Annotated in this window: 22 protein-coding genes, 1 other RNA gene and 1 riboswitch; of the genes, 1 reads left to right on the top strand and 22 read right to left on the bottom strand. The window is 31.2% G+C overall.

Annotation, left to right across the window (positions count from 1 at the left end):
• Window positions 1-10: 10 nt before the first annotated feature.
• From mraY to hflX, 19 genes are all read right to left on the bottom strand, one after another.
• The gene (gene mraY, locus E4100_RS06210; protein WP_135271164.1) at window positions 11-973 is read right to left on the bottom strand and encodes a phospho-N-acetylmuramoyl-pentapeptide-transferase; all 963 of its coding nucleotides are present in this window, start codon (window positions 971-973) and stop codon (window positions 11-13) included.
• A 91-nt stretch (window positions 974-1,064) separates the two neighbouring features.
• A complete protein-coding gene (locus E4100_RS06205; RefSeq protein ID WP_135271163.1) occupies window positions 1,065-3,044 on the bottom strand; it encodes a penicillin-binding transpeptidase domain-containing protein in 1,980 nt (659 codons plus the stop codon).
• A gap of 12 nt (window positions 3,045-3,056) precedes the next feature.
• Window positions 3,057-3,482 carry an FtsB family cell division protein gene (locus E4100_RS06200; protein WP_167792091.1) on the bottom strand — a complete coding sequence of 142 codons (426 nt, stop codon included), beginning with the start codon at window positions 3,480-3,482 and terminating at the stop codon, window positions 3,057-3,059.
• A gap of 23 nt (window positions 3,483-3,505) precedes the next feature.
• A complete protein-coding gene (gene rsmH / locus E4100_RS06195; RefSeq protein WP_135271161.1) occupies window positions 3,506-4,438 on the bottom strand; it encodes a 16S rRNA (cytosine(1402)-N(4))-methyltransferase RsmH in 933 nt (310 codons plus the stop codon).
• A gap of 9 nt (window positions 4,439-4,447) precedes the next feature.
• Window positions 4,448-4,879 carry a division/cell wall cluster transcriptional repressor MraZ gene (mraZ, locus tag E4100_RS06190; RefSeq protein WP_135271160.1) on the bottom strand — a complete coding sequence of 144 codons (432 nt, stop codon included), beginning with the start codon at window positions 4,877-4,879 and terminating at the stop codon, window positions 4,448-4,450.
• Window positions 4,880-5,049: 170 nt separating this feature from the next.
• Window positions 5,050-5,781: a prolipoprotein diacylglyceryl transferase gene (gene lgt / locus E4100_RS06185; RefSeq protein ID WP_135271159.1), complete on the bottom strand. Its 732-nt coding sequence runs from the start codon at window positions 5,779-5,781 to the stop codon at window positions 5,050-5,052.
• Between the two features lie 19 nt (window positions 5,782-5,800).
• Window positions 5,801-7,078 (bottom strand): EF-P 5-aminopentanol modification-associated protein YfmH, encoded by a 1,278-nt coding sequence (gene yfmH, locus E4100_RS06180; protein ID WP_135271158.1) that lies wholly within the window; start codon window positions 7,076-7,078, stop codon window positions 5,801-5,803.
• Complete coding sequence (gene yfmF, locus E4100_RS06175) at window positions 7,065-8,366, bottom strand: EF-P 5-aminopentanol modification-associated protein YfmF (RefSeq protein WP_135271157.1); 1,302 nt, start codon at window positions 8,364-8,366, stop codon at window positions 7,065-7,067. The genes yfmH and yfmF overlap by 14 nt, the downstream gene beginning before the upstream one ends.
• 106 nt (window positions 8,367-8,472) lie before the next feature.
• A complete protein-coding gene (gene deoC, locus E4100_RS06170) occupies window positions 8,473-9,126 on the bottom strand; it encodes a deoxyribose-phosphate aldolase (protein WP_135271156.1) in 654 nt (217 codons plus the stop codon).
• Between the two features lie 11 nt (window positions 9,127-9,137).
• On the bottom strand, window positions 9,138-9,710 hold the full coding sequence (gene pduL, locus E4100_RS06165; RefSeq protein ID WP_135271155.1) for a phosphate propanoyltransferase: 573 nt from the start codon (window positions 9,708-9,710) through the stop codon (window positions 9,138-9,140).
• A gap of 65 nt (window positions 9,711-9,775) precedes the next feature.
• On the bottom strand, window positions 9,776-11,053 hold the full coding sequence (gene aroA / locus E4100_RS06160; RefSeq protein WP_209315292.1) for a 3-phosphoshikimate 1-carboxyvinyltransferase: 1,278 nt from the start codon (window positions 11,051-11,053) through the stop codon (window positions 9,776-9,778).
• 4 nt (window positions 11,054-11,057) lie between these two features.
• Complete coding sequence (gene aroC, locus E4100_RS06155; RefSeq protein ID WP_135271153.1) at window positions 11,058-12,185, bottom strand: chorismate synthase; 1,128 nt, start codon at window positions 12,183-12,185, stop codon at window positions 11,058-11,060.
• A 60-nt stretch (window positions 12,186-12,245) separates the two neighbouring features.
• A complete protein-coding gene (locus tag E4100_RS06150) occupies window positions 12,246-12,794 on the bottom strand; it encodes a folate family ECF transporter S component (RefSeq protein WP_135271152.1) in 549 nt (182 codons plus the stop codon).
• 55 nt (window positions 12,795-12,849) lie between these two features.
• Window positions 12,850-12,941, bottom strand: a riboswitch (THF riboswitch).
• A gap of 15 nt (window positions 12,942-12,956) precedes the next feature.
• Window positions 12,957-13,640, bottom strand: a complete 684-nt coding sequence (locus tag E4100_RS06145) for a TIGR01906 family membrane protein (protein WP_167792090.1) — start codon at window positions 13,638-13,640, stop codon at window positions 12,957-12,959.
• A gap of 13 nt (window positions 13,641-13,653) precedes the next feature.
• Complete coding sequence (locus E4100_RS06140; protein ID WP_135271150.1) at window positions 13,654-14,391, bottom strand: YebC/PmpR family DNA-binding transcriptional regulator; 738 nt, start codon at window positions 14,389-14,391, stop codon at window positions 13,654-13,656.
• A 51-nt stretch (window positions 14,392-14,442) separates the two neighbouring features.
• Entirely contained in the window at window positions 14,443-15,174 is a 732-nt protein-coding gene (gene nadE, locus E4100_RS06135) for an NAD(+) synthase (protein WP_135271149.1), read from the bottom strand.
• Window positions 15,175-15,200: 26 nt separating this feature from the next.
• Entirely contained in the window at window positions 15,201-15,605 is a 405-nt protein-coding gene (locus E4100_RS06130) for a CoA-binding protein (protein WP_135271148.1), read from the bottom strand.
• Between the two features lie 40 nt (window positions 15,606-15,645).
• Complete coding sequence (locus E4100_RS06125; protein ID WP_135271147.1) at window positions 15,646-16,284, bottom strand: YigZ family protein; 639 nt, start codon at window positions 16,282-16,284, stop codon at window positions 15,646-15,648.
• Window positions 16,285-16,317: 33 nt separating this feature from the next.
• Window positions 16,318-17,418, bottom strand: coding sequence for a GTPase HflX (hflX, locus tag E4100_RS06120; RefSeq protein ID WP_135271146.1), 1,101 nt, complete (start codon window positions 17,416-17,418; stop codon window positions 16,318-16,320).
• A 168-nt stretch (window positions 17,419-17,586) separates the two neighbouring features.
• On the opposite strand from hflX, the gene E4100_RS06115 reads away from it, so the two are divergent.
• Window positions 17,587-20,469: a penicillin-binding protein 1A gene (locus E4100_RS06115; protein WP_245196370.1), complete on the top strand. Its 2,883-nt coding sequence runs from the start codon at window positions 17,587-17,589 to the stop codon at window positions 20,467-20,469.
• 18 nt (window positions 20,470-20,487) lie between these two features.
• Here the strand turns inward: E4100_RS06115 and E4100_RS06110 are convergent, their stop codons facing one another.
• From E4100_RS06110 to rnpB, 3 genes are all read right to left on the bottom strand, one after another.
• Window positions 20,488-21,345: a bifunctional 5,10-methylenetetrahydrofolate dehydrogenase/5,10-methenyltetrahydrofolate cyclohydrolase gene (locus E4100_RS06110; RefSeq protein ID WP_135271145.1), complete on the bottom strand. Its 858-nt coding sequence runs from the start codon at window positions 21,343-21,345 to the stop codon at window positions 20,488-20,490.
• A 49-nt stretch (window positions 21,346-21,394) separates the two neighbouring features.
• Window positions 21,395-22,432, bottom strand: a complete 1,038-nt coding sequence (locus tag E4100_RS06105; RefSeq protein WP_135271144.1) for a C40 family peptidase — start codon at window positions 22,430-22,432, stop codon at window positions 21,395-21,397.
• Window positions 22,433-22,596: 164 nt separating this feature from the next.
• An RNA gene (rnpB, locus tag E4100_RS06100) (RNase P RNA component class A) lies at window positions 22,597-22,930 on the bottom strand.
• Between the last annotated feature and the right edge of the window lie 5 nt (window positions 22,931-22,935).

Here is a 22,935-nt window from a genome sequence, read left to right as displayed (position 1 = left end):
CTACACCACCCTATAAACTAAATATGCCAATTAGTGCGAATATAAAACTCACAAACCAAAACATAATTACCACATTTACTTCTTTCCATCCTAATTGCTCAAAATGATGATGAATTGGAGCCATCTTGAAAACTCTTTTGCCTGTCAATTTAAAGCTCAGCACTTGTATGATAACCGAAAGTGCTTCAATGAAGAAAACAGCTCCTACAACAGGGATTAAAAATACATTGCCAGATAATAACGCTATTGATGCAACTGCGCCACCTAAAGCTAATGATCCTGTATCTCCCATAAATATCCTAGCTGGATAGTGGTTAAAATATAAGAATCCCAATAACCCACCTACCAATGAAATGCAAATTATCGAAATATCATTAAATCCAGCCCTATGACATATGTAGGCAAATGCTGAGAAAAATATTGCTGACGTACCACTTGCTAATCCATCTAGACCATCAGTCAAATTAACTGAGTTCACAGTCCCTAAAATAACAATCAGGAGGAATGGTATTGTAAACACACCCAAATTAATGTATTCTTCTGCAGTAAATGGAATCCAAAATTCAGAAGCATTTTGGATATTAATCATATAATATAATAACAATATGCAAGTTAAAAAAAGTTGACCAATGATCTTTTGAATTGCTGTTAAGCCAAGATTTCTCTTGAGTTTAACTTTTAAAAAGTCATCTAAAAATCCTACTAAACCAAACCCTAAAGTAATTAATATAATGACTAAGCCATCTCTAGTCTTAGATCCAAAAATGATGTATGAAAACAGTAATGCAACTAAAAATATTATGCCACCCATAGTTGGAGTCCCAGATTTTACCATGTGAGAAATTGGTCCTTCATCTCTGATACTTTGTTTTGCCTCCATCTCAGTCAAAATTTTTATAACCTTTGGCCCTATCAATACACTTATTATTAGACCAGCTGCTAAGCTCAAAAACAACTTCAGTTGAAAATTCATTATTGTCTCTCCTTGTATTGTAGTTTACTTTAATATTATATAAAAAAAACAACTGTATTACTAGTAGGATTATAATTAATTGTATTTTATTTTAATTTTCTTTTTCAAAATATAAATCGACTAAAGAATTTATCTCTATCTCTTCACCAGCCAGCGGCTTTTGCTCAACAACTTTGCTAGTCTCTGAAATCTCTTCATAATCAATTACAAATCTCAAACCCATTTCTTTGAGAATTTTCGTTGCATCTACTAATGTCAATCCAACAAGATCTGGCATGGTTACAGTTTCTATGTCTTCGCTCTTTTCTTCATCAGTAATTTCTTTAGGAACCGATAAATATTCTAATGTGTTTTCAATGACCATTTTTGCATATGGTCCAGCTACTGTTCCTCCATAATAAATGCCTGTAGGTTCATCAACTATGACTAAAATTGCAATCCTTGGATCATCTACTGGTGCAACCCCTCCAAATGATGATATATATTTCCCGGATACATATTTACCGTCAATTACTTTTTCAGCAGTACCGGTTTTCCCTCCTACTCTATATCCTGGAATAAAGGACTTTGTTCCAGTACCTTCGGTCACTGTTTTCTCTAGCATCTCCAAAATTGTTTTACTTGTACTTTCTGAAATCACTTGTCTTCGAATCTCTGGTTTGTAATCTTTAACTAAATTTCCATCATCATCAGTAATTGCTTTGACAATGCGTGGTGTCATTAAGTTACCTCCGTTTGCTACTGCTGATATAGCATTTATCATTTGAATTGGAGTAACAGCAACACTGTGTCCATATGACATAGTGGCCAAATTAACATCACTTATATCCTCTAACCTTTTAGGAATTATACCTTTTTGTTCTCCAGGTAAATCTATGCCTGTCAATTCTCCAAAACCAAATGCCTTTATATATTCAAACATTTTCTCTTTACCTACACTATTTGCCATATTTATGAAAGCAATATTACATGAATTAGCAAAAGCTTCATATAAATCTTGATCTCCATGGGGGTCATACCACTTTGCACATCTTAAAGTTACTCCAGGAATTGACTTATAAAAACCATCACAATAAAAATGAGTATTTTTATTGACAACTCCTTCTTCTATAGCAGCAGCTGCTGTAATAATCTTAAATGTAGAACCAGGTTCATATAAATCATTTATTGAGTAATTTCTCCATAATTTAAACCATTCATTTTGGAGTTCTTCTTCACTTAAATTTGACCACTCAGCCCTAGCTTTTTCATCTATAGGCTCTCTAGGAGAATTGGGATCATAATCAGGTTTGTTTGCTAAAGCTAAAATCTCCCCAGTCATTGGATCCATGACAATTATATTCACACTTTTAGCTTTATTGTCTATTAGCGCTTTAGATGCTGCTTCTTCTGCAAATCTCTGAATATTTTCATCAATTGTTAAAAATAAGTTATATCCATTCTGCGGCTCGATTATGATTTCCCCATCATAAGGAAGTTGCCTATTAGCAGCATCTGTTGATTTTATCAAAAGTCCTGGTGACCCTTTCAAATATGAGTCAAAAGCCTTCTCAACCCCATATTGTCCATTATTATCAACATCAGTAAAACCAATGATATAAGGTGCAAAATTATTAAGTGGGTAATATCGTTTATTGCCTTCTGTGATTGATATTCCATCAATATTTAGATTTTTTATTTCTTCAGCTTTTTCTCTGTTTATTGATTGCTTTAATTTTTTCATATTTGTGCCATTCTTAATTAAATCAACTAACTCTTCTTCTGGTTCTTCAATAATTGGTGAAATTTTCTTAGCAACTTCTTCAGGGTTCTCAATTTCAGAAACATATGCCCAAACAGTATAAGATGGAGAATTTATGGCTAGTTTCCTACCATTTCTATCATATATGATTCCTCTTGAAGGTTCTATCTCTACTGATTTCGTCCATTGTCTTAAAGCTTGTTTCTTTAGATCATTTGCTTCTACTATTTGAATTTTGACTAATCTATAAAATAAAAAAAACACGACTAAAGACACTATTAAAATAGCTATCTTCAATCGTACGAAATTAGTTCTAGTTGGTCTTCTCATTATATACCACCTCTAATACAGACTAGAAAAAAAGCTTAAAGCGTTTTTAATTTTATCAATAAAACTAAACTGAATTGTATTATTTGTATCTTCAACTGCAATATATACTACTTGATCTTCCTTTGGATAGCTCATGCCTAAAAGGTCTTCTGCTTGTTTTTCTATTTCTTGATTGTTTTTAAGCCCTTCCAGTTCCACAGATAAGTCATCTTTAATTCTACTTAATTCTTGTTTTTGCTTTTGCAATTGGTTTATTTCTAATCGCAACGATTGGATATCTGAATAGCGTTGCAATAAAAATACAGATGATATTAAAAAGCAAACAGAAATAAGTATGTAGGAAGTTTTGCTTATAGCAGTTTTCTTGTGCACTATTTTCACATTTTTTTGTTCAATTGGTTCTTTTATGAGTTCGTAGTCAATTTTTTCTGCTATCATTATAATACCTCCCATTATTACAACTATATTCTTTCAGCTATCCTTAGCTTTGCTGAATGAGATCGAGGATTCTCATTTATTTCATCAGAAGTTGGTTGTATAGGTTTTTTAGTTATAATCTCTATTTTCTTAACATGATTACATACACAAACAGGTAATTCTTTAGGGCATATACATGAAGTATTTAACTCTCTAAATTTATCTTTTACCAATCTATCCTCAAGTGAATGGAATGTTATAATTGCTAACCTTCCTCCGATATTCAAGACATCTACCATATCTTCAATAGTATTTTCTAGCACTTCAAGTTCATTATTTACCTCAATCCTTATAGCTTGAAAAACTTTTTTTGCAGGATGATGTCCTGTTTGTCTGACCTTCTTAGGGATGGCTTTCTTGATTACACTTACTAATTCAAAAGTGGTTTCAATTGGCTTTACTTTTCTTTCTTGAACAATAAATTCAGCTATTCTCTTCGCCCATTTTTCCTCGCCATATTTATAAAATATATTCGTTAATTCTTCTAAACTATATTGATTGACAACATTCCGTGCTGAAAAGTCTCTTGATGTATCCATTCTCATATCTAGTGGAGCATCTAAATTATATGAAAAACCTCTTTGCGCAGTATCTAGTTGATGAGATGAAACACCTAAATCTAGCAGTATACCGTCTACCTTAGTAAACCCTAACCCAGCTAGCACAGATTTTATTTCACTGTAATTTCTATGTACTAGTATGACTTTTTCTTTGTATTCCTCTAATATTGTCGAGGATCTATTAATTGCATTTATATCTTGGTCTATGCCAATTAATATCCCACTTTTTAGTTTCCTAACAATTTCAATGGAATGACCAGCTCCTCCAATTGTCGCATCGACATATATTCCATTTTCTTTTATGTTTAAACCATTTATAACTTCATTGAGCATTACTGGTATATGTTTAAATTCCATAATTAACCCCTATATACCTAATTGTGACATTTTTTCTGCGATGCTTTCATAACTTAAATTATCATCGCTATTATATTCTTCCCATAATTTCTTACTCCATATTTCTAGCCTTGTGGATACTCCAATTATAACTGCATCTTTTTCTAATTGAGAATGCTCGCGTAAATTGGAGGGTATTAAAATTCGCCCTTGCTTATCTAAGCTACATTCCGTAGCCCCAGAAAAGAAGAACCTAACAAATGCTCTAGCATCTTTGTTTGTTAATGGTAAGGTCTTTAATTTTTGTTCTAATAAATCCCATTCAGTTTTAGCGTAAACGAAAAGACAATTATCTAAGCCTTTGGTTAAAACAAACTCATAACCTAAAGGTTCCCTAAATTTGGATGGTATTGTAAGTCTGCCTTTATCATCAAGAGTATGAAAATATTCACCAATTAACATTTTAACACCACCCTATCAAACCACTTTCCCCCACTTTGTACCACTATAGGTATAGTGTATACCAATTGTTCAAAGTTTTCTACTATTTAATACGCTAAAGATAAAAAAAGGACAAATGTCCCATAAAAAAATGTTCCTAGTAAATTAGGAACATTTTTGTTTTCTATTTTTTATATATTTTTTTGTCTTTTCTTTCTTAATATAAAAAATCCAATAATTATAAATAACAAACTTATTAGTTGAGCAACTCTAAAATTCCCTAACATCAAACTATCCGTTCTTAACCCCTCTATGAAGAATCGTCCAACTGAATAAAATATCATATATAACCCAAAAACTTCACCATCATTTTTTGCTTTGTTTTTTTGATAATACAGAAGTAACCCAAATCCTATCAAGTTCCACACTGATTCATATAAAAATGTAGGGTGTACTTTTTGCCCTTCTATCATTATACCCCAAGGTAAATTCGTTGGTCCTCCATAAGCTTCTTTATTTGCATAGTTACCCCACCTTCCAATAGCTTGACCAAGTATCAAGCTTGGAGCCACAACATCAGCAAGTTTCCAGAAATTTATTTTCTTTATTTTCGAGAATATAATTCCTACAATTATTCCCGCTATTATAGCTCCGTGTATAGCTAATCCCCCCGCTCTTATATTAAATATCTGAGATAGGTTTTGAGAATAATAATCCCATTCAAATACAACATAATAAATTCTAGCACCAATAATTGCACTGGGTAAAAGAAATAAAGCAAAATCTAATATATCATCTTCTTTAATTCCTTTATTTCTAGCAGCTTTCAGCGCAAGTAATACTCCAATTAGTACAGCAGTAGCAATTATTATACCGTACCATTTTATTTCTATGCCAAAAATAGTAAATGCAACAGAATACATTTTTTCCCCTCCACTATATTTATTCTGGGACAATTAATGATAAACAGATCCTATCTGAATTGAAATGTTCATTAAATCTATCTTTAATCATTTTAAAATTTATTTCTTCATATAAGTCAAGATAATCAATCAATAAAAAATCTTGAAAATATAAATCAGTAAATGCATGTGCAATATATTCTATCGAATTTAGTCCCATTAGATATTGCCCTATTTGTTTCTTCTTAATTCTTTCAAATCCATCTTCAGTAAGATATTTATGAGGATTTTCAAATAATCCTATTATTTTATCATATACCTCATTTGGTTTTTCGCTTGTGCCAGATATAATTGAATAACCATAATCTGTCTTACCACTGTAATATGCTCCAAATTGATCATCTATTAATCCTTCTGTATATAACTCTTGATAAAATTCAGAACTCCTAGAAAATAAAATTTCTAGTATCAAATTTGTAGTTACATCTTTTATTACTTGATCTTTACCTGTTAATCCTAAATTTATATCTTTAATTCCCAAATTAAAAATTGGAATTGACGTAGACATCTTTTCCTCAATTCTATTTCTGTTAATTGTTGCAGGCTCGTTTCCATTTATTTTTATCCCCATTAATTTCTCAGTATCGTATTTAGAAAACTCTTTATTTAATTTGTCTATAACTTCCTTAAATTCTATATCACCTACTAAAACAAGTAGCATTGATTCAGGATTGTAAAACAACTTATATGCCAGATATAAATTGTCTTTATTTATATTAGATATGCTGTCTACACTTCCAGCGATATCTATCTTTATTGGATGGCTTACATACAATCCATCTAATAAATTAAAAAAAACTTTCCAGTTTGGGCTATCCTTGTACATCTGAATCTCTTGCGCAATTATTCCTTTTTCTTTTTCTACATTTTCATCTGTAAAAAATGGTTCCATAACTAAGTTAACAAGTTCTAACAAACATTCAACAAAATTTTCAGTTGTGCTAAACAGATATGAAGTTTGATTAAAACTTGTAAATGCATTCACATCTGCTCCCAAACTAGAAAATTTTTCAAATAAATCTTTTTCAGGATCTTCAAAGAGTTTATGTTCTAAAAAGTGAGCAATCCCATCTGGTAATGTTACTATCCCTTCATTTCCTTCGATTTTAAATCTATTGTTACATGAACCATTCCCTGTAGAAAAAACAGCAAATTTCTTTGAAAACCCTATTTTAGGATAATAATAAACTTTCAGACCGTTTCCGAGGGTTTCAAAATATACTTCTTCATTTATCTTTTCATTTTTAATCTTTAACATCAATATCACCCTCACCTTCTCTTGTTAATACGTATATAGTGTCTAAATTCACACCATTAAATGCTTTCACAACTTCTTCTTTGGATACAGCATTAATCTTATTAATTCTATCCTCAATATTCTCTGATTTTTTAGTTAATATATTATCTAATATATAACTTGCAATAGAATGATTTGAGTCGACTATTTCTTTTAATGAAGTTGTAATTTCTTTTTTTGCTAGCTGTAGCTCGTTATCTGTGAAATCAGCTTCTTTTATTTTCCTTATCTGTTCATTAATCAATTCTAAGGCTCTTTGCATGTTTTTAAAATCAACTCCAGAGTCTATAAGGATTATAGATTTATGTTTAAATAATATTGAATTAACATAATATGCTAAGCTATTCTTTTCCCGAACTTCTCTGAATAATTTTGAACTTGAACTGCCTCCTAAAATAACGTTTCCTACAGTCAATGCTTCAAATAACTCATTTTCGTAGGGTATCCCTGAGAGTAAACCAAGCACCAACTTACCTTGATTTACTTGCATTCTTTCCTCTATGTGATTTCTATGTTGAGATTTCTCAAGCACTGTTTCTCTTGGAATATTTATTATAAATTGTCTATTCATGATATTATGTGGAATGTATTTAGTAATGTCAATTTCTTTCTCATCCCCAACATATATTACTTCAATCGGAGTCTCAGAAATCATTTTTTTATAGTGTTTTGTTAAATTTTCACTATCTATACTATCTAAATCCTCAACATATCCCAAACTATAAATCCCAAAACTTTCTGTTTTACACATTTCTTCAATACATCGAGAAATTGCATAGCTCCTCTTGTCGTTAATTCTACTTTTTATTTTATTTTTAAGATTTTGTTTCTCTTGCTCAACATAGTCTTTTATAAAGATCCCATTATCATATGCAGGATGAAATATTATGTCAAAAAAAATCTCCATTACTTTTTTATCAACTGAGTTGTCATTAATATATTTAGAATCTGCCCATTCTATTGAGAACTTTATTATTTGTTTTTCCCCACTTTTATATACATCATAGTCAAAGTTTGCTCCATAAAGTAACTCTAGTTCTCTTTCAATCGCAAGAAAATCATTGTACGTTTGACTCCCTCTATTCAGCACCATTGGCAATAGTGCATTTAAAGTAACTTCTTCTCTTCCCAATGGCCTTATAAAATAAAAGCTTAAATAGTTTGATTTAAACTTATTCGTATATATAGAGGTAATGTTTATACCATTGCCTATTTTTTCGCTTATTGGAATTTCTAGCAAATTTATCACTCCTCCTTAGATTATTGTTATTTCTTATTTAAAGAATATTTATTATAAATACCCAAATTATTATTCTCTAAAATATCTCTTTAATAAAAAATAAGGGGGTTTCCCCTTATTTTAACTCATTTATTATCTTAATTCCAGAACTTGTACCAATTCTAGTAGCACCTGCTTCAATCATTTTTCTGAAAGTTTCTAAATCTCTAATCCCTCCAGAAGCTTTTACTTCTAAATCATCACCAACTACCTTTTTCATCAACCTTACATCTTCTACTGTAGCTCCACCAGTGCTAAATCCTGTAGATGTTTTTACGAATTTTGCATTAGCTTTCTTAGCTAACTCACAAGCTTTAATTTTTTCATCATCTGTTAATAGACAAGTTTCAATTATAACTTTTACTATTGCTTTTCTTTCATTAGCTTTATTTACAACTTCTCTAATTTCATTATATACATAGTCAAAATCCTTGCTCTTTAATTTCCCAATATTTATTACCATATCTATTTCTTCAGCACCATTAACCAATGCATTTTCAGTTTCATATACTTTTGTCTCAATCGTATTTGCTCCTAACGGAAATCCTATTACAGTTGCAATTTTAACATCCGAATTTAAAAGATGCTCTTTGCATAAACTGACATAAGAAGGATTTATACACACTGCTTTAAATTTATATTGCTTAGCTTCCTCACATAATTTAATTATATCATCTCTAGTTGCTTCCGGTTTAAGCAAAGTATGATCTATATATTTATTTAGCTCCATCTTATTCACTCCTATTTTATTATTTCAACTGTTTCACCATTTTTTACTCCAGCTGCATTCCCTTCTTCAATGTCTACATGCATCTCTAAAGCGTATTCTGGATGAACTCTTACTAATACATTTTCAAATACTACACTTCTTGGTCCATTAGTTCTAACTTTTACAATGTCTTTATCTTTAACTCCAAACTCCTCTCCATCGGATGTATGCATATGAATATGTCTAGCTGCTACTATTATTCCTTCTTTAATATCAATTTCTCCTTTAGGCCCGATTATTTTGGCGCCAGGTGTATTAGAAACATCTCCTGAATTTCTTATGATTGGTTCTACTCCGAGAGCAAATGCATCAGAAATTGATATTTCAACTTGGGTTTTTGCTCTAACTGGTCCTAAAATTCTCACATTTTTTATTGATCCTTTAGGTCCTTTAACTTCTACTTTTTCTTCACATGCAAATTGTCCTGGTTGGGATAAATCTTTTGTCTTTGTCAATATATACCCTTCCCCAAACAATTTGTAAAGATCTTCCTTGCTTAAATGAATATGTCTATTTGATAAAGCTATTGGTAATTTAGTTTTCATTTAGTAACCTCCTATAATTTGTCTATCATATAAATATTATACAGGTTTATTATATTTATTTAAAGTCAATGTTTAATAATTTTATATAAATCCTTGTAAAAGTCAGGATAACTAATCCTAACACATTCATGATTTGAAATATTAGTCTCTCCTGATGCTTTAAGTCCAGCCACTGTAAAGGCCATTGCAATCCTATGGTCATTTGCAGTATCAATATGAGAACCAACTAAGTTTTCTTTACCGTTAATGTATATTGAATTATCACCTAATTTTACATCTGATTTCATGTTTTTTAAATTCATATAAATATAATGAAGTCTATCAGATTCCTTTACTTTTAACTCTTCAGCCCCTGAAATGAGCGTTTCCCCTTTAGCATAAGCGGCAGTTACTGCTAGAATGGGAATTTCATCAATACATTGTGAAACATCTTTTTTATCTATAACTATACCAGTCAAATCACTTGATTTTACCTCTATATCAGCTATATCTTCACTATTTAAAATTCTTTCATTGAAAATCCTTATATCCCCTCCCATTTTCTGCCATAAACGGAGAATATGAGTTCTGCTTTTATTAACACCTACATCTCTAATAATTAAGTTGCTATTTTCAGTTATGAGAGCCAATGCTATAAAGTAGGTAGCTGATGAAATATCTCCAGGTACAAAAATATCTTTAGCTATAAGCTTATTAGGGTTAATTATCCTAACAAAATTATCTTCATATTCAATATTACAATTGAAGTGTTTGAGCATAACTTCTGTGTGATTTCTTGTTGGTAAAAGCTCCTCAATTTCTGTAACACCAGATGTATATAATGATGCAAGTAATATAGATGATTTAACTTGAGCACTTGCTATGTTCATAGTATATTTTATCGGGTTTAGCTTAGAAGGTTCGATGATGATCGGTGCATGTCCCTTTTCCAATTTAATCTTGGCACCCATATAACTTAAAGGCTCCTGTATTCTCTTCATAGGTCTCTTGTTTAAAGATTCGTCTCCATAAAGATATGAATTAAATTTTTGCCCACATAATAAACCTGTTAGTAATCTCATTGTCGTTCCTGAGTTTCCACAGTTTATCTCATCTGTAGCTGTTAATCCATCTAAGCCTTTTCCTTCTACTAATAAACCAGATGAATTTTCATCTATATCTATAGATACTCCTAATTTTCTTATTGCTGATAACGTTCTAAATGTATCATCCGAAAATAAGAAATTTGATATAGTAGTTTTACCACTCGCTATCGCTGACAAAATTACTGCCCTATGCGAAATAGATTTATCAGGGGGCGCAATTATTTCTCCTTTAATTGTCTTTATAGGTTTAACAATCATAATATCATCTCTTATCAACATAATTTTGATAATTAATAAAATTACTCTTAATCTCTTCCATTGAATCTCCCGAAAACTTATCTATAAATGATTCTGATATAACTATTGCAGCCATTGCTTCTGCTACAATTGACAAAGGAACTATAGCACAAACATCAGATCTTTGAGCAAATGCTATTGTATCTTCTTTTGTAACAATATTTACAGTTTTAAGTGGTTTTTTTTGAGTGGGTATAGGTTTCATGGTTATTCTTATAACTATATCCTCACCATTACTTATCCCTCCCTCAATTCCTCCTGCAAAATTAGTTTTTCTATAATAGCCTCTGTTTTCACTGTAATAAATCTCATCATTAGAAAAATTTCCATGATAATTCTTAATCTTTTCTCCCAGACCAATTTCTACGGATTTTACTCCGGGAATGCTCATCATTGCTTGTGCGATTTTCCCATCTAAGCGTCTATCCCATTGTATATGAGAACCTATACCAACAGGAACATTCTTTATTATTAATTCTACTTTACCTCCTAAAGTAAAGCCCTCTTCGAATCCAAAGTCAATCCTTTCTTTAGCTATCTGTTCAGCATTAGAATCGATCATTCTCAAAATAGAATTTTCTGCTAAAGCAAAGTCAAGCTCTGATTCGCTTTCATAGTAATTATAATTTGATTCTACATCTGATATGGAAATTACATGGCTAAATATCTTGATTCCAAAATTAGAAAGAAATATTTTACAAATTGCTCCGATAGCTGTTCTCATTGCTGTTTCTCTTGCAGATGCTCTTTCTAGAATATTTTTAGCATTTTTCTGGTTATATTTGATTAAACCAGCTAAATCAGCATGCCCTGGTCTAGGTTGTAGAAATTCATTGCTTTTAATTTCTTTTGCTAAATTATCAATAACTAAGGATATTGGTGCTCCAGTTGTTATATTGTCTTCTATACCAGAAGTTATTTGTACTTTATCAGATTCAATACTCATTCTTTCTGATCTACCGTAACCCTTTTGTCTCCTAGATAATTCGTAATTTATATACCCTTTATCAATCTTTAAATTTGCAGGTATACCTTCTAATATCCCGATTAATTTATCACCGTGAGATTCGCCAGCTGTTAAGAATCTTATCATTCTAATCACCTCTATTTAAACAATATAGGCTCCCAAAAGGAAGCCTATGCACATACAATTTCAGTTTATATATTGCTTTATAAATTTCATCAAATATGAAATTATAAAAGCATAAATTGGTATGCTAATCAAACTTACAATTAATCTTGCAGGGAGCAATATGAAAAATCCTACACCATATAATTGTGAATTCCATAAAGTGTTCAACAATATTGATACTACAACTGTTGTAAATATTGATGTTATCAACATATTTTTATATGAAAATATGTTTTTGCTTGTTTTGTTTTTTCTAAAGTAAATAATAAACAACCCAGGAATAACTCCCCATAGAGCTGAACTTAAAGTAAAACCAGGATAATAAGGTCCTTGTGGATTTATCAAAAATCCAACTATATCTGCTGCAACACCTGCTAGCGCTCCTAGCAATGGTCCGAACATTATACCTGATATCATAAGAGGTACCTCGCCAAAACTAATCCTCAAAGCTCCAACTCCCGCAATTGGAAGCATTACATAAACAAACCTTGTCATGACAATTGAAATTGCAACTAAAAATCCTGCCATAACCATATTTCTCGAACTAATGTTTACCTTTTTTTTATCCATATAAATCCCCTTTCTTTAGTTGACAGTGCATGTCGACTAAAGAAAGTCTTTAATCGACAGCGGATGCGGTGTAGAATCGCAGAATAATCTTTCGTCTTGAAGCAACTTCCCATCTTCAAGCACTTAACGCTCTATACCTACTCTGTCAAATTTAATTTTATTTTAATATTTTTTTGGATTAACATAATGCGGAATATTGTATTTTCCTTTCTTATAGAAAATATATCCCACCAGTTGTCCAAAAAAAATATAAAATACAAATCTCAATAATATTATAGTAATAATATCAATAAAAAATGCTTCTGGCATAATTTGAATTAGCAAATCAGTATTTGGATCTAATAACCATAACTCATTATTAAAAAACAATTCATGGAAAATAATGAAATATTTGTTAAAATTAGTTCTGACTAATATTGCTATTATGATTAATAAAAGATAGTTAAATGATAGCCCAATCCCTAGCCATTTCCCCATGATCTTGGATTTATCTTTCCTTAAATAGCTAAATATTATTATTAAACCCGAAACAGCTGATATGAATTTTAATATCTTAGCAAAACTAAATAGATTCTGAACATCTCTCATATGAGATATCTCTTTTGAACTGAAATAAGGGTTTAGATCAGATACATCTGAATTTCCTTTTAACACTCCTATTATTTCTTTTGAAATTTTTTCAAGCTCTTCATATGACTTATTTGTTACTTCAAATACATCGTTTTTCTCATAAGAATCCATGTAATAATCTAAGTCATAAGCACTTCTTTCTATTGCCATTATTAGTGAAAATACAGAAACGTTAATTATCAATAATATAAGTAAAAAATAATCAAATTTTTTCAATAGAAGATCCCCCTTATTCTTCTTCAGGCATCTCCCAATTATGATAAACTTCTTGAACGTCATCATTGTCTTCCAATAATTCTAATAATCGGTTCATATTCTTAATATCTTTCTCATCTGTCAATGTCACAGTCGTCTGAGGAATATATGAAATTTCAGCCATTATAAAATTATATCCCGCTTCTTTTAACCCATCTTCAACTTTGGAAAAATCTTTAGGGTCAGTTATTATTTGATAACCATCTTCTTCAATATATATGTCTTCAGCTCCAAGATCGATAGCTAAAAGTGTTAGCTCTTCTTCATCTATTTCATCATTTTTCTCAATAGCTAAAATTCCTTTTTTTTCAAATAAAAATGAGACAGAACCACTTTGTCCTAAATTACCTCCGAATTTGTCGAATGCATGTCTTACATCTGAAGCCGTTCTATTTCTGTTGTCGGTTAAACAATTTACCATTATAGCTATTCCAGATGGCCCATACCCTTCATACATTATCTCTTCAAAAGTTTGGCCCCCAAGTTCACCTGTACCTTTTTTTATAGCTCTCTCAATGTTATCATTAGGCATGTTTTCAGCTTTTGCTTTCTCAATTGCAGCTTTAAGAGATGGATTGTAATCCGGATCGGCTCCACCTTCTTTAGCTGCGACCATAATATATCTTGCTAGTTTTGTAAATACTTTTCCCTTCCTAGCATCTTCTTTACCTTTTTTATTCTTTATATTGTTCCACTTTGAATGCCCTGACATAAAACACCTCTCCTTTTATTAACTAACTCATTCATTTTAGCATAAGAGAGATTAATTTTCACTAATTTTTTTATAAATAGGAGGGAATTCTCGTTTATGTTTTGATTTTTCGTGCAATTCTTTGATCCTTTCTACGACGTCTTCTGGTCCTTCTCCAGTTTTAATGTATTTATCTAAAACATCATAACTAAAACCTAATTCTTTCTCATCAGTTTGACCTTCCCATAGACCAGCTGTTGGTGGTTTTATTATTATATCTCTAGGTACTTTCAATTCTTCGGCTAATTGTCTAACTTCTGACTTGACAAAATCTGCAAGCGGCAATAAGTCAACTCCGCTATCACCATATTTAGTAAAATATCCAATTTCAAGCTCAGACTTATTGCTAGAACCACAAACAAGATAATTCATTTCTTGCGCAAAAAAGTATAATGTCATCATCCTAAGTCTTGGCTTCAAATTTGCTTTTGCCATAGGGTTCTCTCCTTCAAAAGGTAGAGATTTTAGAAAACTTTGATAAATTCCACTTAAATCTATGTTTATAGTATCTAAATCTAGTGTCTTGGCAACTAACAAAGCATCACTTTCATCTTGTACATTGCTATTTATAGGCATAATTACCCCAAGCGACTCATTAGGAAATGCTAATTTGCTTATTCCCGCAATTACAGCAGAATCTATGCCACCGCTTAATCCAAAAACTAAACCTTTTGCACCAGCTGATGATACTTTTTCTTTAAGCCATTGAACAATTGATTCTATTTCTTTATTTGGGTCCTTCATCGTTTCACTCCCTTATATCAATAAATTTAATTTTCCATCGCTTTTAGAGTTGCATATATGCAATCCTCTATTATATAGGATAATCCTAATTCATCTGCTTTCTCTAGAACTTCTTCATTGTATGATCCAGGTTGAAAAAAAACAAATTCAATACCCTTGTTTTTTATTTCATCTAGCACATTTAAACTAATTTTAGGTGCTACTACCATATCTACAACCTCAATAGTATCGGTGATGTCTTCAATAGAATGGTATATTTTCTCACCTTCAATTTCATCATAGTTTGGACTAACTCCATATGCATTGTATCCGTGTTCCTTTAATGTTTTCCATATCTTATATCCATATCTGTCTTTCTTAGAAGTTACACCTATTACTGCCCAATTCTTAAGGTTTAACATTTGATCCTTTAAGCTTTCATAACCTCTCATTCTAATCACCTCGCATTAGTATATACCCATTTTATAGTAATTACTCAACTAAAAATGGTTTGTATAAATCATATATTTTTTCAATATTTATTTCGCCTTTAGTTGCATCGATAAGTTTTCGTAAAATTTCATCTTCCTTGTCAATTTCGATCGCAATTTCCATAGTTATTTTATCTAAATAGCTTAAGTTTTCTATTGACAAGTTTTGTTCTTTAATTACTTTATCCAAATTTTTTTTATGGCTATAATCAATAGTCAATTTGTAAATAAAATGCTTTTTCATAATGGCTATTTTAGCATCTAAAATAGCCCCTAATGCAGCTTTTGTGTAAGCTCTCACCAATCCTCCTTTACCTAGTTTAATACCACCAAAATAGCGTGTTACAATTATTAGAGTGTTAATTAATTCTTTATTTTTAATGGTTTGTAATATTGGAAGTCCAGCAGTTCCAGAAGGCTCTCCATCATCACTGAATTTTTCTACGAGGATATCGTTAGAAATCACATATGCATAGCAATTATGTGTCGCATCTTTATATTGATTTGAAATTTCCTCTATTAAATCTATAGCTTGATCTTGATTTTGTATCGGAAACGATGAAGCAATGAATTTAGATTTATTTATCTCTAGCTCAATTTTCCCATTTTTATAAAGTGTTTTATAAACTAAATTCTCCATAAATCATCCTTTAATTTTAATTTTATACAATATTTATTTTTTACTAGATATTAATATCTCTTCAATTTTTTTCAATAAATTATCTATATCATTATCATCTAATGCAGAAATAAATATTCTAGTATCAATATCATCCATATCAAAAATCAATTCATCCTTTGATATCTTATCTATTTTATTAAAAACATTTATCATAGGAATTTGATTAGCACCTAAATCCTTTATTATTCCTAAAGTAGTTTTTATTTGAAGATCAATATTTTTATTTGATGAGTCAATTACATGAACAATTAAATCAGCATATTTTATTTCTTCAAGAGTGCTCTTAAAAGCTTCTACCAATTTCGTAGGGAGTTTTGAAACAAAACCGACAGTGTCAACAAAAATAACTTCCTTTCCATTTAGCAATTTTGCCTTTCTATGGGCTGTATCCAATGTAGCGAATAACATGTCTTCAGAATAAACCTGCTTATCAGATGCAGAATGCTTACTTATTATTTTGTTTAGTATGGTTGATTTTCCTGCATTTGTATATCCGACTAATGCAACTATAGGTATATTGGAAGATGTTCTTTTTTTCCTTTTTAATTCTCTTTCGCGTTCGATTTGTTTTAATTTAAGTTCTATATTATTTATCTTTTTTTGGATATGTCTTCTGTCTGTTTCTAACTTTTGTTCTCCAGGCCCTCTGGTTCCTATTCCTCCTCCTTCTCTTGAAAGATAATCTCTCATACCAGTCAACCTTGGCATAAAATATTTAAGTTGGGCTAATTCAACTTGAAGCTTACCTTCCTTAGATGTAGCTCTTCTTGAAAAAATGTCTAAAATTAAAGTAGTTCTGTCTATTATTTTCTTATTTATAACATCTTCAAGGTTTCTTAACTGTCCCGGAGAAAGTTCATTATTAAATACAACCAAGTCAATATCCATTTTATCAGATATGTCCTTTATTTCATCAACTTTCCCTTTTCCAATGTAATACTTAGAATCTATTCTTTCTCTTTTCTGAATTGAACTTGCTAAAACTTGTCCACCTGCAGCCTTTACTAATTCTTTCAATTCGTCAAGAGATTCTTCACTTTCTTCTCCAGGTAACTCTACACCTACTATTAAAGTCTTTTCTATATTTTCCATATAAACACCACTTTTCAACAATATTATAGCATTGATATATATATTATACTATATTTATTAAGCTTATATGCAATACTTTTACAGATCGAATTATTATGTTATAATTATCGGAGTAAATTACTATTTTATTAGTATAACTTTTTTATTTTAGAAAGTGAGGGCTATAATTTGAAAACTCTTAAAATAATATTATTATCATTACTATTTATAGGAATATTATTCTCAGGCATCATGGGTATTGGTGTAGTTGGAATAATTAAAGAAGCTCCAGAAATAGATCCAACTACTATAACTTCTTCTTTAAATCAAACTTCAACAATTTATGATTTAGAAGGAAATTTAGTAGAAAAAATTCAAGCAGAAGAATTAAGAACTGTAGTGAGTATAAACAAAATGCCTAAACATTTATTAGATGCTTTCGTTGCAATTGAAGATGAAAGGTTTTATGAACATCCTGGTGTTGACATAAGAGGGATTGGAGCTGCAATGATTGACAACATCAGAAGTGGAAGCCTACGCGGAGGAAGCACAATAACACAGCAATTAGTCAAAAATGTCTATCTAACTAATGATGTGTCAATCACTAGGAAAGTTAAAGAAGCTTATTTAGCATTGCAAGTAGAAAAAGTATTGACTAAAGACCAAATTCTTGAGGCGTATTTAAATCGAAATTATTTTGGTCAAAATGCTTATGGTGTACAAGAAGCTGCAAGGACTTATTTCTCTAAAGATGTTGAAGACTTAACCCTAGCAGAATCAGCAATGCTTGCAGGAATTGTTAAGAGTACAAGTAATTATCAGCCATATTACAGAGTTAAGCCAGATGAATTTGATCCTTCGAAAGACTTCAAAGTAGGGGAAATAGAAGTTTTAGGTGAAAAATATATATGTGTGTTCAACGAAAAATCTGTAAGCAGGCAAAAAGTCGTTTTACAAAAGATGTTGGAATTAGGTAAAATAACGCAGGACCAATATGATGAAGCCATTAAGCAAGATATGAAAACAAGCCTTAAACCAGAGCAGAAAAAAATAACAGACATAACTTCGTATTTTACAGATATGGTAAAAAATGATGTGGTAGACAAACTTATGGAAATCAAAGGGTATACTTTAGAGCAAGCTCAAGATCTTCTTTATACGGGTGGGTTGAGCATATATTCAACAATAGATTTAAAAATGCAAAGACAATTAGAAGATATCTATGATAATTTCTTAGAAATTTTACTTGGAGATACTTCTGGGTATAGAAATCCAGTATTAATAGATTGGTCTAGTAACAGTTCAGGAGATATAGTTGATTCAAATGGAAATATTATATTTTATAAACAAAGTAATTTAATGACTGATAACTTGAATTTAATATTGAATTCAAAAGAATATTCGTTTGATAATGGCAACTTAATAATAAACAGCAAAAAAATAACACCTTATGAAAAACATTTTGACATAGCGGATTTTTATACAGTTGATGAAAAGAAAAATTTAATAACCCATGCTGTTGGATCTGTCATGCTAGATGAAAGTGTATATAAAATAGATGATGGCAAAGTGGTTATTGATAAATCATTTTTAGATTCAAATCAGAACTTCTTTGAAATAATTGATGGGAATTTGATATTAAATAATGAATATTATTATGTTCAAAAAGACGGAATAGTACAACCACAATCAGCTACAGTAACTATCGATTATAGAACTGGCTATATAAAAGCTGTAGTAGGGGGAAGAGATGTTGAAGGATCTCGAATTTTAAACAGAGCTATTGATTCTCAAAGGCAACCTGGATCTGCTATTAAACCAATAGCTGTATACTGGCCTGCACTTAATTCTGATTATACAGCTGCTAGTGTAATAGATGATGTTCCTTTTTATAATTCAAGCGGAGAACTTTGGCCTAAGAACTGGTATTCAGGATATAGAGGTCTTCACACTCTAAGAAAAAGTGTTGAACAATCAGTTAATGTAAATTCAGTAAAAGTTCTGCAAGATATTGGAATAGATACTTCTATTGAATTTTTAAATAAATTAGGTATCAATGAAAGTATTGTGACAGCAAATGAAAATCCTAAAAATAATGATGAAAACCTATCTGCTTTGGGATTAGGCGGAATGACTGACGGACTAACTCCGTTGGAAATCACTGCAGCATATGGTGCTATAGCGAATAAAGGTGTTTACGTTGAACCAATATCTTTTACTAAAGTCTTAGATAAAAATGGAAATGTTTTGATTGATAACACTCCTGATGAAAATAGAGTTACTTCAGAACAAGTTGCTTATATAATGGGAGACATATTAAGAACAACTGTTACTAATGGTATTGCCACAAGGGCGAAATTGCCTAATATGGCAGTGGCTGGTAAAACAGGTACTACACAGAATCAAGCTGATATATGGTTTGTTGGTTATACTCCATATTATGTGACTGGAACTTGGATTGGAAATGATATGCCAAAAATTACTCTTTCTAAAAATAGTAGCACCGCAGCAATGCTTTGGAAACATATAAATACTGTAATTCACGATGGTTTAGAAAGTAAGATGAGTTTTCCTAAGCCTGATGGTATAGTCACAAAAACTATTTGCACTCAATCTGGGTTATTGCCTAGTGAACTTTGTTCGAGAGATCCAAGAGGAACAATTAGGGATGAATATTTCGTAAGTGGAACAGAACCTACTACTACGTGCACTACTCATGTAGAAGTAATGATCGATGTAACTAACGGTAAAATAGCAAATGAATTTTGTCCAATTGAAAATGTAGAAACAAGAGTATTTATTAAAAGAAATCCACCATACATTCCATCTGAGAACGGGGGTATAGTGCCAAGCGATTATCAATATGAGGCTCCTACAGAAATTTGTACGGATCATAATGAATCAACCGTTGTTGTTCCTCCTATAGAAGAACCTCAAAATCCTGAAGAGCCTACTGAACCAGAAAATCCAATTGACAATGGTAATGACAATGGTAACGGAAACGGAAATGGGAATGAAAACAATGACAATAGTAATGGAGAATTACCTCCTGAAGGTGAAAATAATCCTTAAAAAAGAAGCTGTCTTGATTTAAATCAAGACAGCTTCTTTCATACATGCTTTTACTACATTTTCTAACAGAACACAAGTTGTTATACTTCCAACTCCACCTGGCACTGGTGTTATCATTCTAACATTATTTACAACATCTTCAAAATCAACATCTCCTGATAATTTCCCATTTTTATCTTGACTCACACCGACGTCAATTACTATTGATTCGTTCGTAAAATAGTCTTTATTAAAGTATTTTGCCCTTCCCAATGCTGTTACTACGATGTCTGAGCTTTTAGTTATTTTCCTTAAATCATGAGTCTTTGAGTGACAAATTGTCACAGTGGCATTGTTAGACAATAGCATCATGGCCAAAGGCTTCCCTACAACCATAGATCTATTTATTACAGCAACTGTCTTGCCATCTAATTCAATCCCACTGTTTAGTATAGCTAACAGTGCTGCTTTAGATGTGCATGGTGTAAATCCGCTATAATCTCCTTCAAATATCTTTTCTAAGTTAAGGGGATGCATGCAATCAACATCTTTATTTAGATTTATTGAATTTCGAATTAAGTTCTCATCTATATGTTCTGGAAGAGGCCTAAATAAAAGAATTCCAGATATGGAAGTATCTTCATTTAATTGACCCAATATTTGTTGCAATTCCTTTGTACTGATGTCATTATCAAACACAAATTTTTTTGTATCTATATTTACATCTGAACATAATTTTATGATGCTTTTCTCATATGAAATGTCTCCTGGATTATCTCCTAATCTAACAATTGCAAGTGTAGGAATATTACCTTTTTCCCTTAAATATTCAACCTTTTTAATTATATCTTTTTTGATGTTATTAGCTATAAACTTACCATCTATTGTTAATCCCACATTTTCACCCTCTTTTATTTTATAAAATAAGTGCTTTTTTATAAAGCACTTATTTTATAATTCTCCTAGCTGTTACATATCTGCTACTGTACCATCCAGATAAAATAGTGTCTATTCTGACTCTACCTTTTCCAGAAGAAGCATGTATCATATTACCTTCTCCAATATATAGCCCTACATGTGAAATATTGCTTCCCACAGTATTAAAAAATACTAAATCTCCAGGTCTTAATTCAGATTTATTAATTTTAATTCCTGCAGATGCTTGATTTCTTGAAGATCTAGGTAACAGAATATTTAATTCGTTTTTATATATATGATAAGTAAGTCCAGAGCAATCAAAGCTATTGGGACCAGCTGCAGCATATACATATGGCTTTCCAATCAAACTATATGCTTTTGTTATAACACTTGTCACATTTTCACTTACAGACCTAGACGATCCTCTACTAGTTTCTTCAGAGGTTTTATATAAATCAATTAATGATTTACCAACGATAAAAACATTTCCCTTCTTATCAGAAACTTTATATTTCCCTTCTTCATAGCCTACGATAGGTACGCTTTCGTTTTTTATCAGTGCTAGATATTTTCCATCACGTTGCACTACTTTATCTGCTTTTGCATACCCATAACTTATATTTTGTTTCTCAATACGCTTTAAAGAGTCAAATTCAATATAACCAGACTTTTTACCATCAGAATATGTAAAAAAACCAAAATTATTATTAGTCTTATTTAAAGTAACAATAGTTCCCTTTTTAATAGTATCTATAACTTCAGAATCATTAGAAGCTTCTGAATAAACTTTTGTGTCAGAAAGACTTTCATACTCATTTGTTCCTCTTGTTGTTCGAATCATGACGTTTTTTGGAATCAAATATGATGATCCATTTTTGTTTATTTGATAAGTATCTTTGTTTTCTTTAATCAATTCTACTTCTTCGCCATCTTTAAATGTTTCTATAGCTTTTTCTTCTTCTTTAACAGTGTAGTTTGTAACAAAAATCCCCGCATCTTTGAATCCTATCCCGACAATAACAATAAGTAGAGCTACCATAACTGTGTTATATATTCTGTTCCTCAAAATCTACACCCCTTTGTCTTCTTAATTAACCTATAAAGTTATTATAGTTTACTATGTCGAATTATACAATACAAATATTACAAAATGATTACAAAAATAAATCTATTTTTTAACAATAAATTTAGAAAAAAGAACTGATTATGGTATTCCCATAATCAGTTCATGTAACGAGTAAGTCTGTAAGCCGTGTTCTGTTTATATGATCATCTATCTAGGCACATTGTCGCCAATGTGCTCAAGCGACCTACCTTTGGAACGATAGCGAGCAACTATCTTTTTATGTTCCTACTTGGTCTTGCTCCAGATGGGGTTTACATAGCCATTTAGTCACCTAAATGCTGGTGAGCTCTTACCTCGCCTTTCCACCCTTGCCATAAGATGGCGGTTTATTTCTGTTGCACTTTCCTTAGGGTCACCCCCACTGGGTATTACCCAGCATCTTGCTCTATGGAGCACGGACTTTCCTCATGCCCAGCATGCGACCATACAACTTACTCTTAATA

The organism is Soehngenia longivitae, assembly GCF_004684055.1.
In the GTDB taxonomy this organism is placed as follows: Bacteria; Bacillota; Clostridia; order Tissierellales; family Tissierellaceae; genus Soehngenia; species Soehngenia longivitae.
This window is presented reverse-complemented; position numbering and strand designations above follow the sequence as displayed.

Coding starts and splice junctions, on each gene's coding strand:
- mraY (WP_135271164.1), bottom strand. CDS start 973: ATGAATTTTCAACTGAAGTTGTTTTTGAGCTTAGCAGCTGGTCTAATA.
- E4100_RS06205 (WP_135271163.1), bottom strand. CDS start 3,044: ATGAGAAGACCAACTAGAACTAATTTCGTACGATTGAAGATAGCTATT.
- E4100_RS06200 (WP_167792091.1), bottom strand. CDS start 3,482: ATGATAGCAGAAAAAATTGACTACGAACTCATAAAAGAACCAATTGAA.
- rsmH (WP_135271161.1), bottom strand. CDS start 4,438: ATGGAATTTAAACATATACCAGTAATGCTCAATGAAGTTATAAATGGT.
- mraZ (WP_135271160.1), bottom strand. CDS start 4,879: ATGTTAATTGGTGAATATTTTCATACTCTTGATGATAAAGGCAGACTT.
- lgt (WP_135271159.1), bottom strand. CDS start 5,781: ATGTATTCTGTTGCATTTACTATTTTTGGCATAGAAATAAAATGGTAC.
- yfmH (WP_135271158.1), bottom strand. CDS start 7,078: ATGTTAAAGATTAAAAATGAAAAGATAAATGAAGAAGTATATTTTGAA.
- deoC (WP_135271156.1), bottom strand. CDS start 9,126: ATGGAGCTAAATAAATATATAGATCATACTTTGCTTAAACCGGAAGCA.
- pduL (WP_135271155.1), bottom strand. CDS start 9,710: ATGAAAACTAAATTACCAATAGCTTTATCAAATAGACATATTCATTTA.
- aroA (WP_209315292.1), bottom strand. CDS start 11,053: ATGATTGTTAAACCTATAAAGACAATTAAAGGAGAAATAATTGCGCCC.
- aroC (WP_135271153.1), bottom strand. CDS start 12,185: ATGATAAGATTCTTAACAGCTGGCGAATCTCACGGTGATAAATTAATC.
- E4100_RS06150 (WP_135271152.1), bottom strand. CDS start 12,794: ATGGATAAAAAAAAGGTAAACATTAGTTCGAGAAATATGGTTATGGCA.
- E4100_RS06140 (WP_135271150.1), bottom strand. CDS start 14,391: ATGTCAGGGCATTCAAAGTGGAACAATATAAAGAATAAAAAAGGTAAA.
- nadE (WP_135271149.1), bottom strand. CDS start 15,174: ATGAAGGACCCAAATAAAGAAATAGAATCAATTGTTCAATGGCTTAAA.
- E4100_RS06130 (WP_135271148.1), bottom strand. CDS start 15,605: ATGAGAGGTTATGAAAGCTTAAAGGATCAAATGTTAAACCTTAAGAAT.
- E4100_RS06125 (WP_135271147.1), bottom strand. CDS start 16,284: ATGGAGAATTTAGTTTATAAAACACTTTATAAAAATGGGAAAATTGAG.
- hflX (WP_135271146.1), bottom strand. CDS start 17,418: ATGGAAAATATAGAAAAGACTTTAATAGTAGGTGTAGAGTTACCTGGA.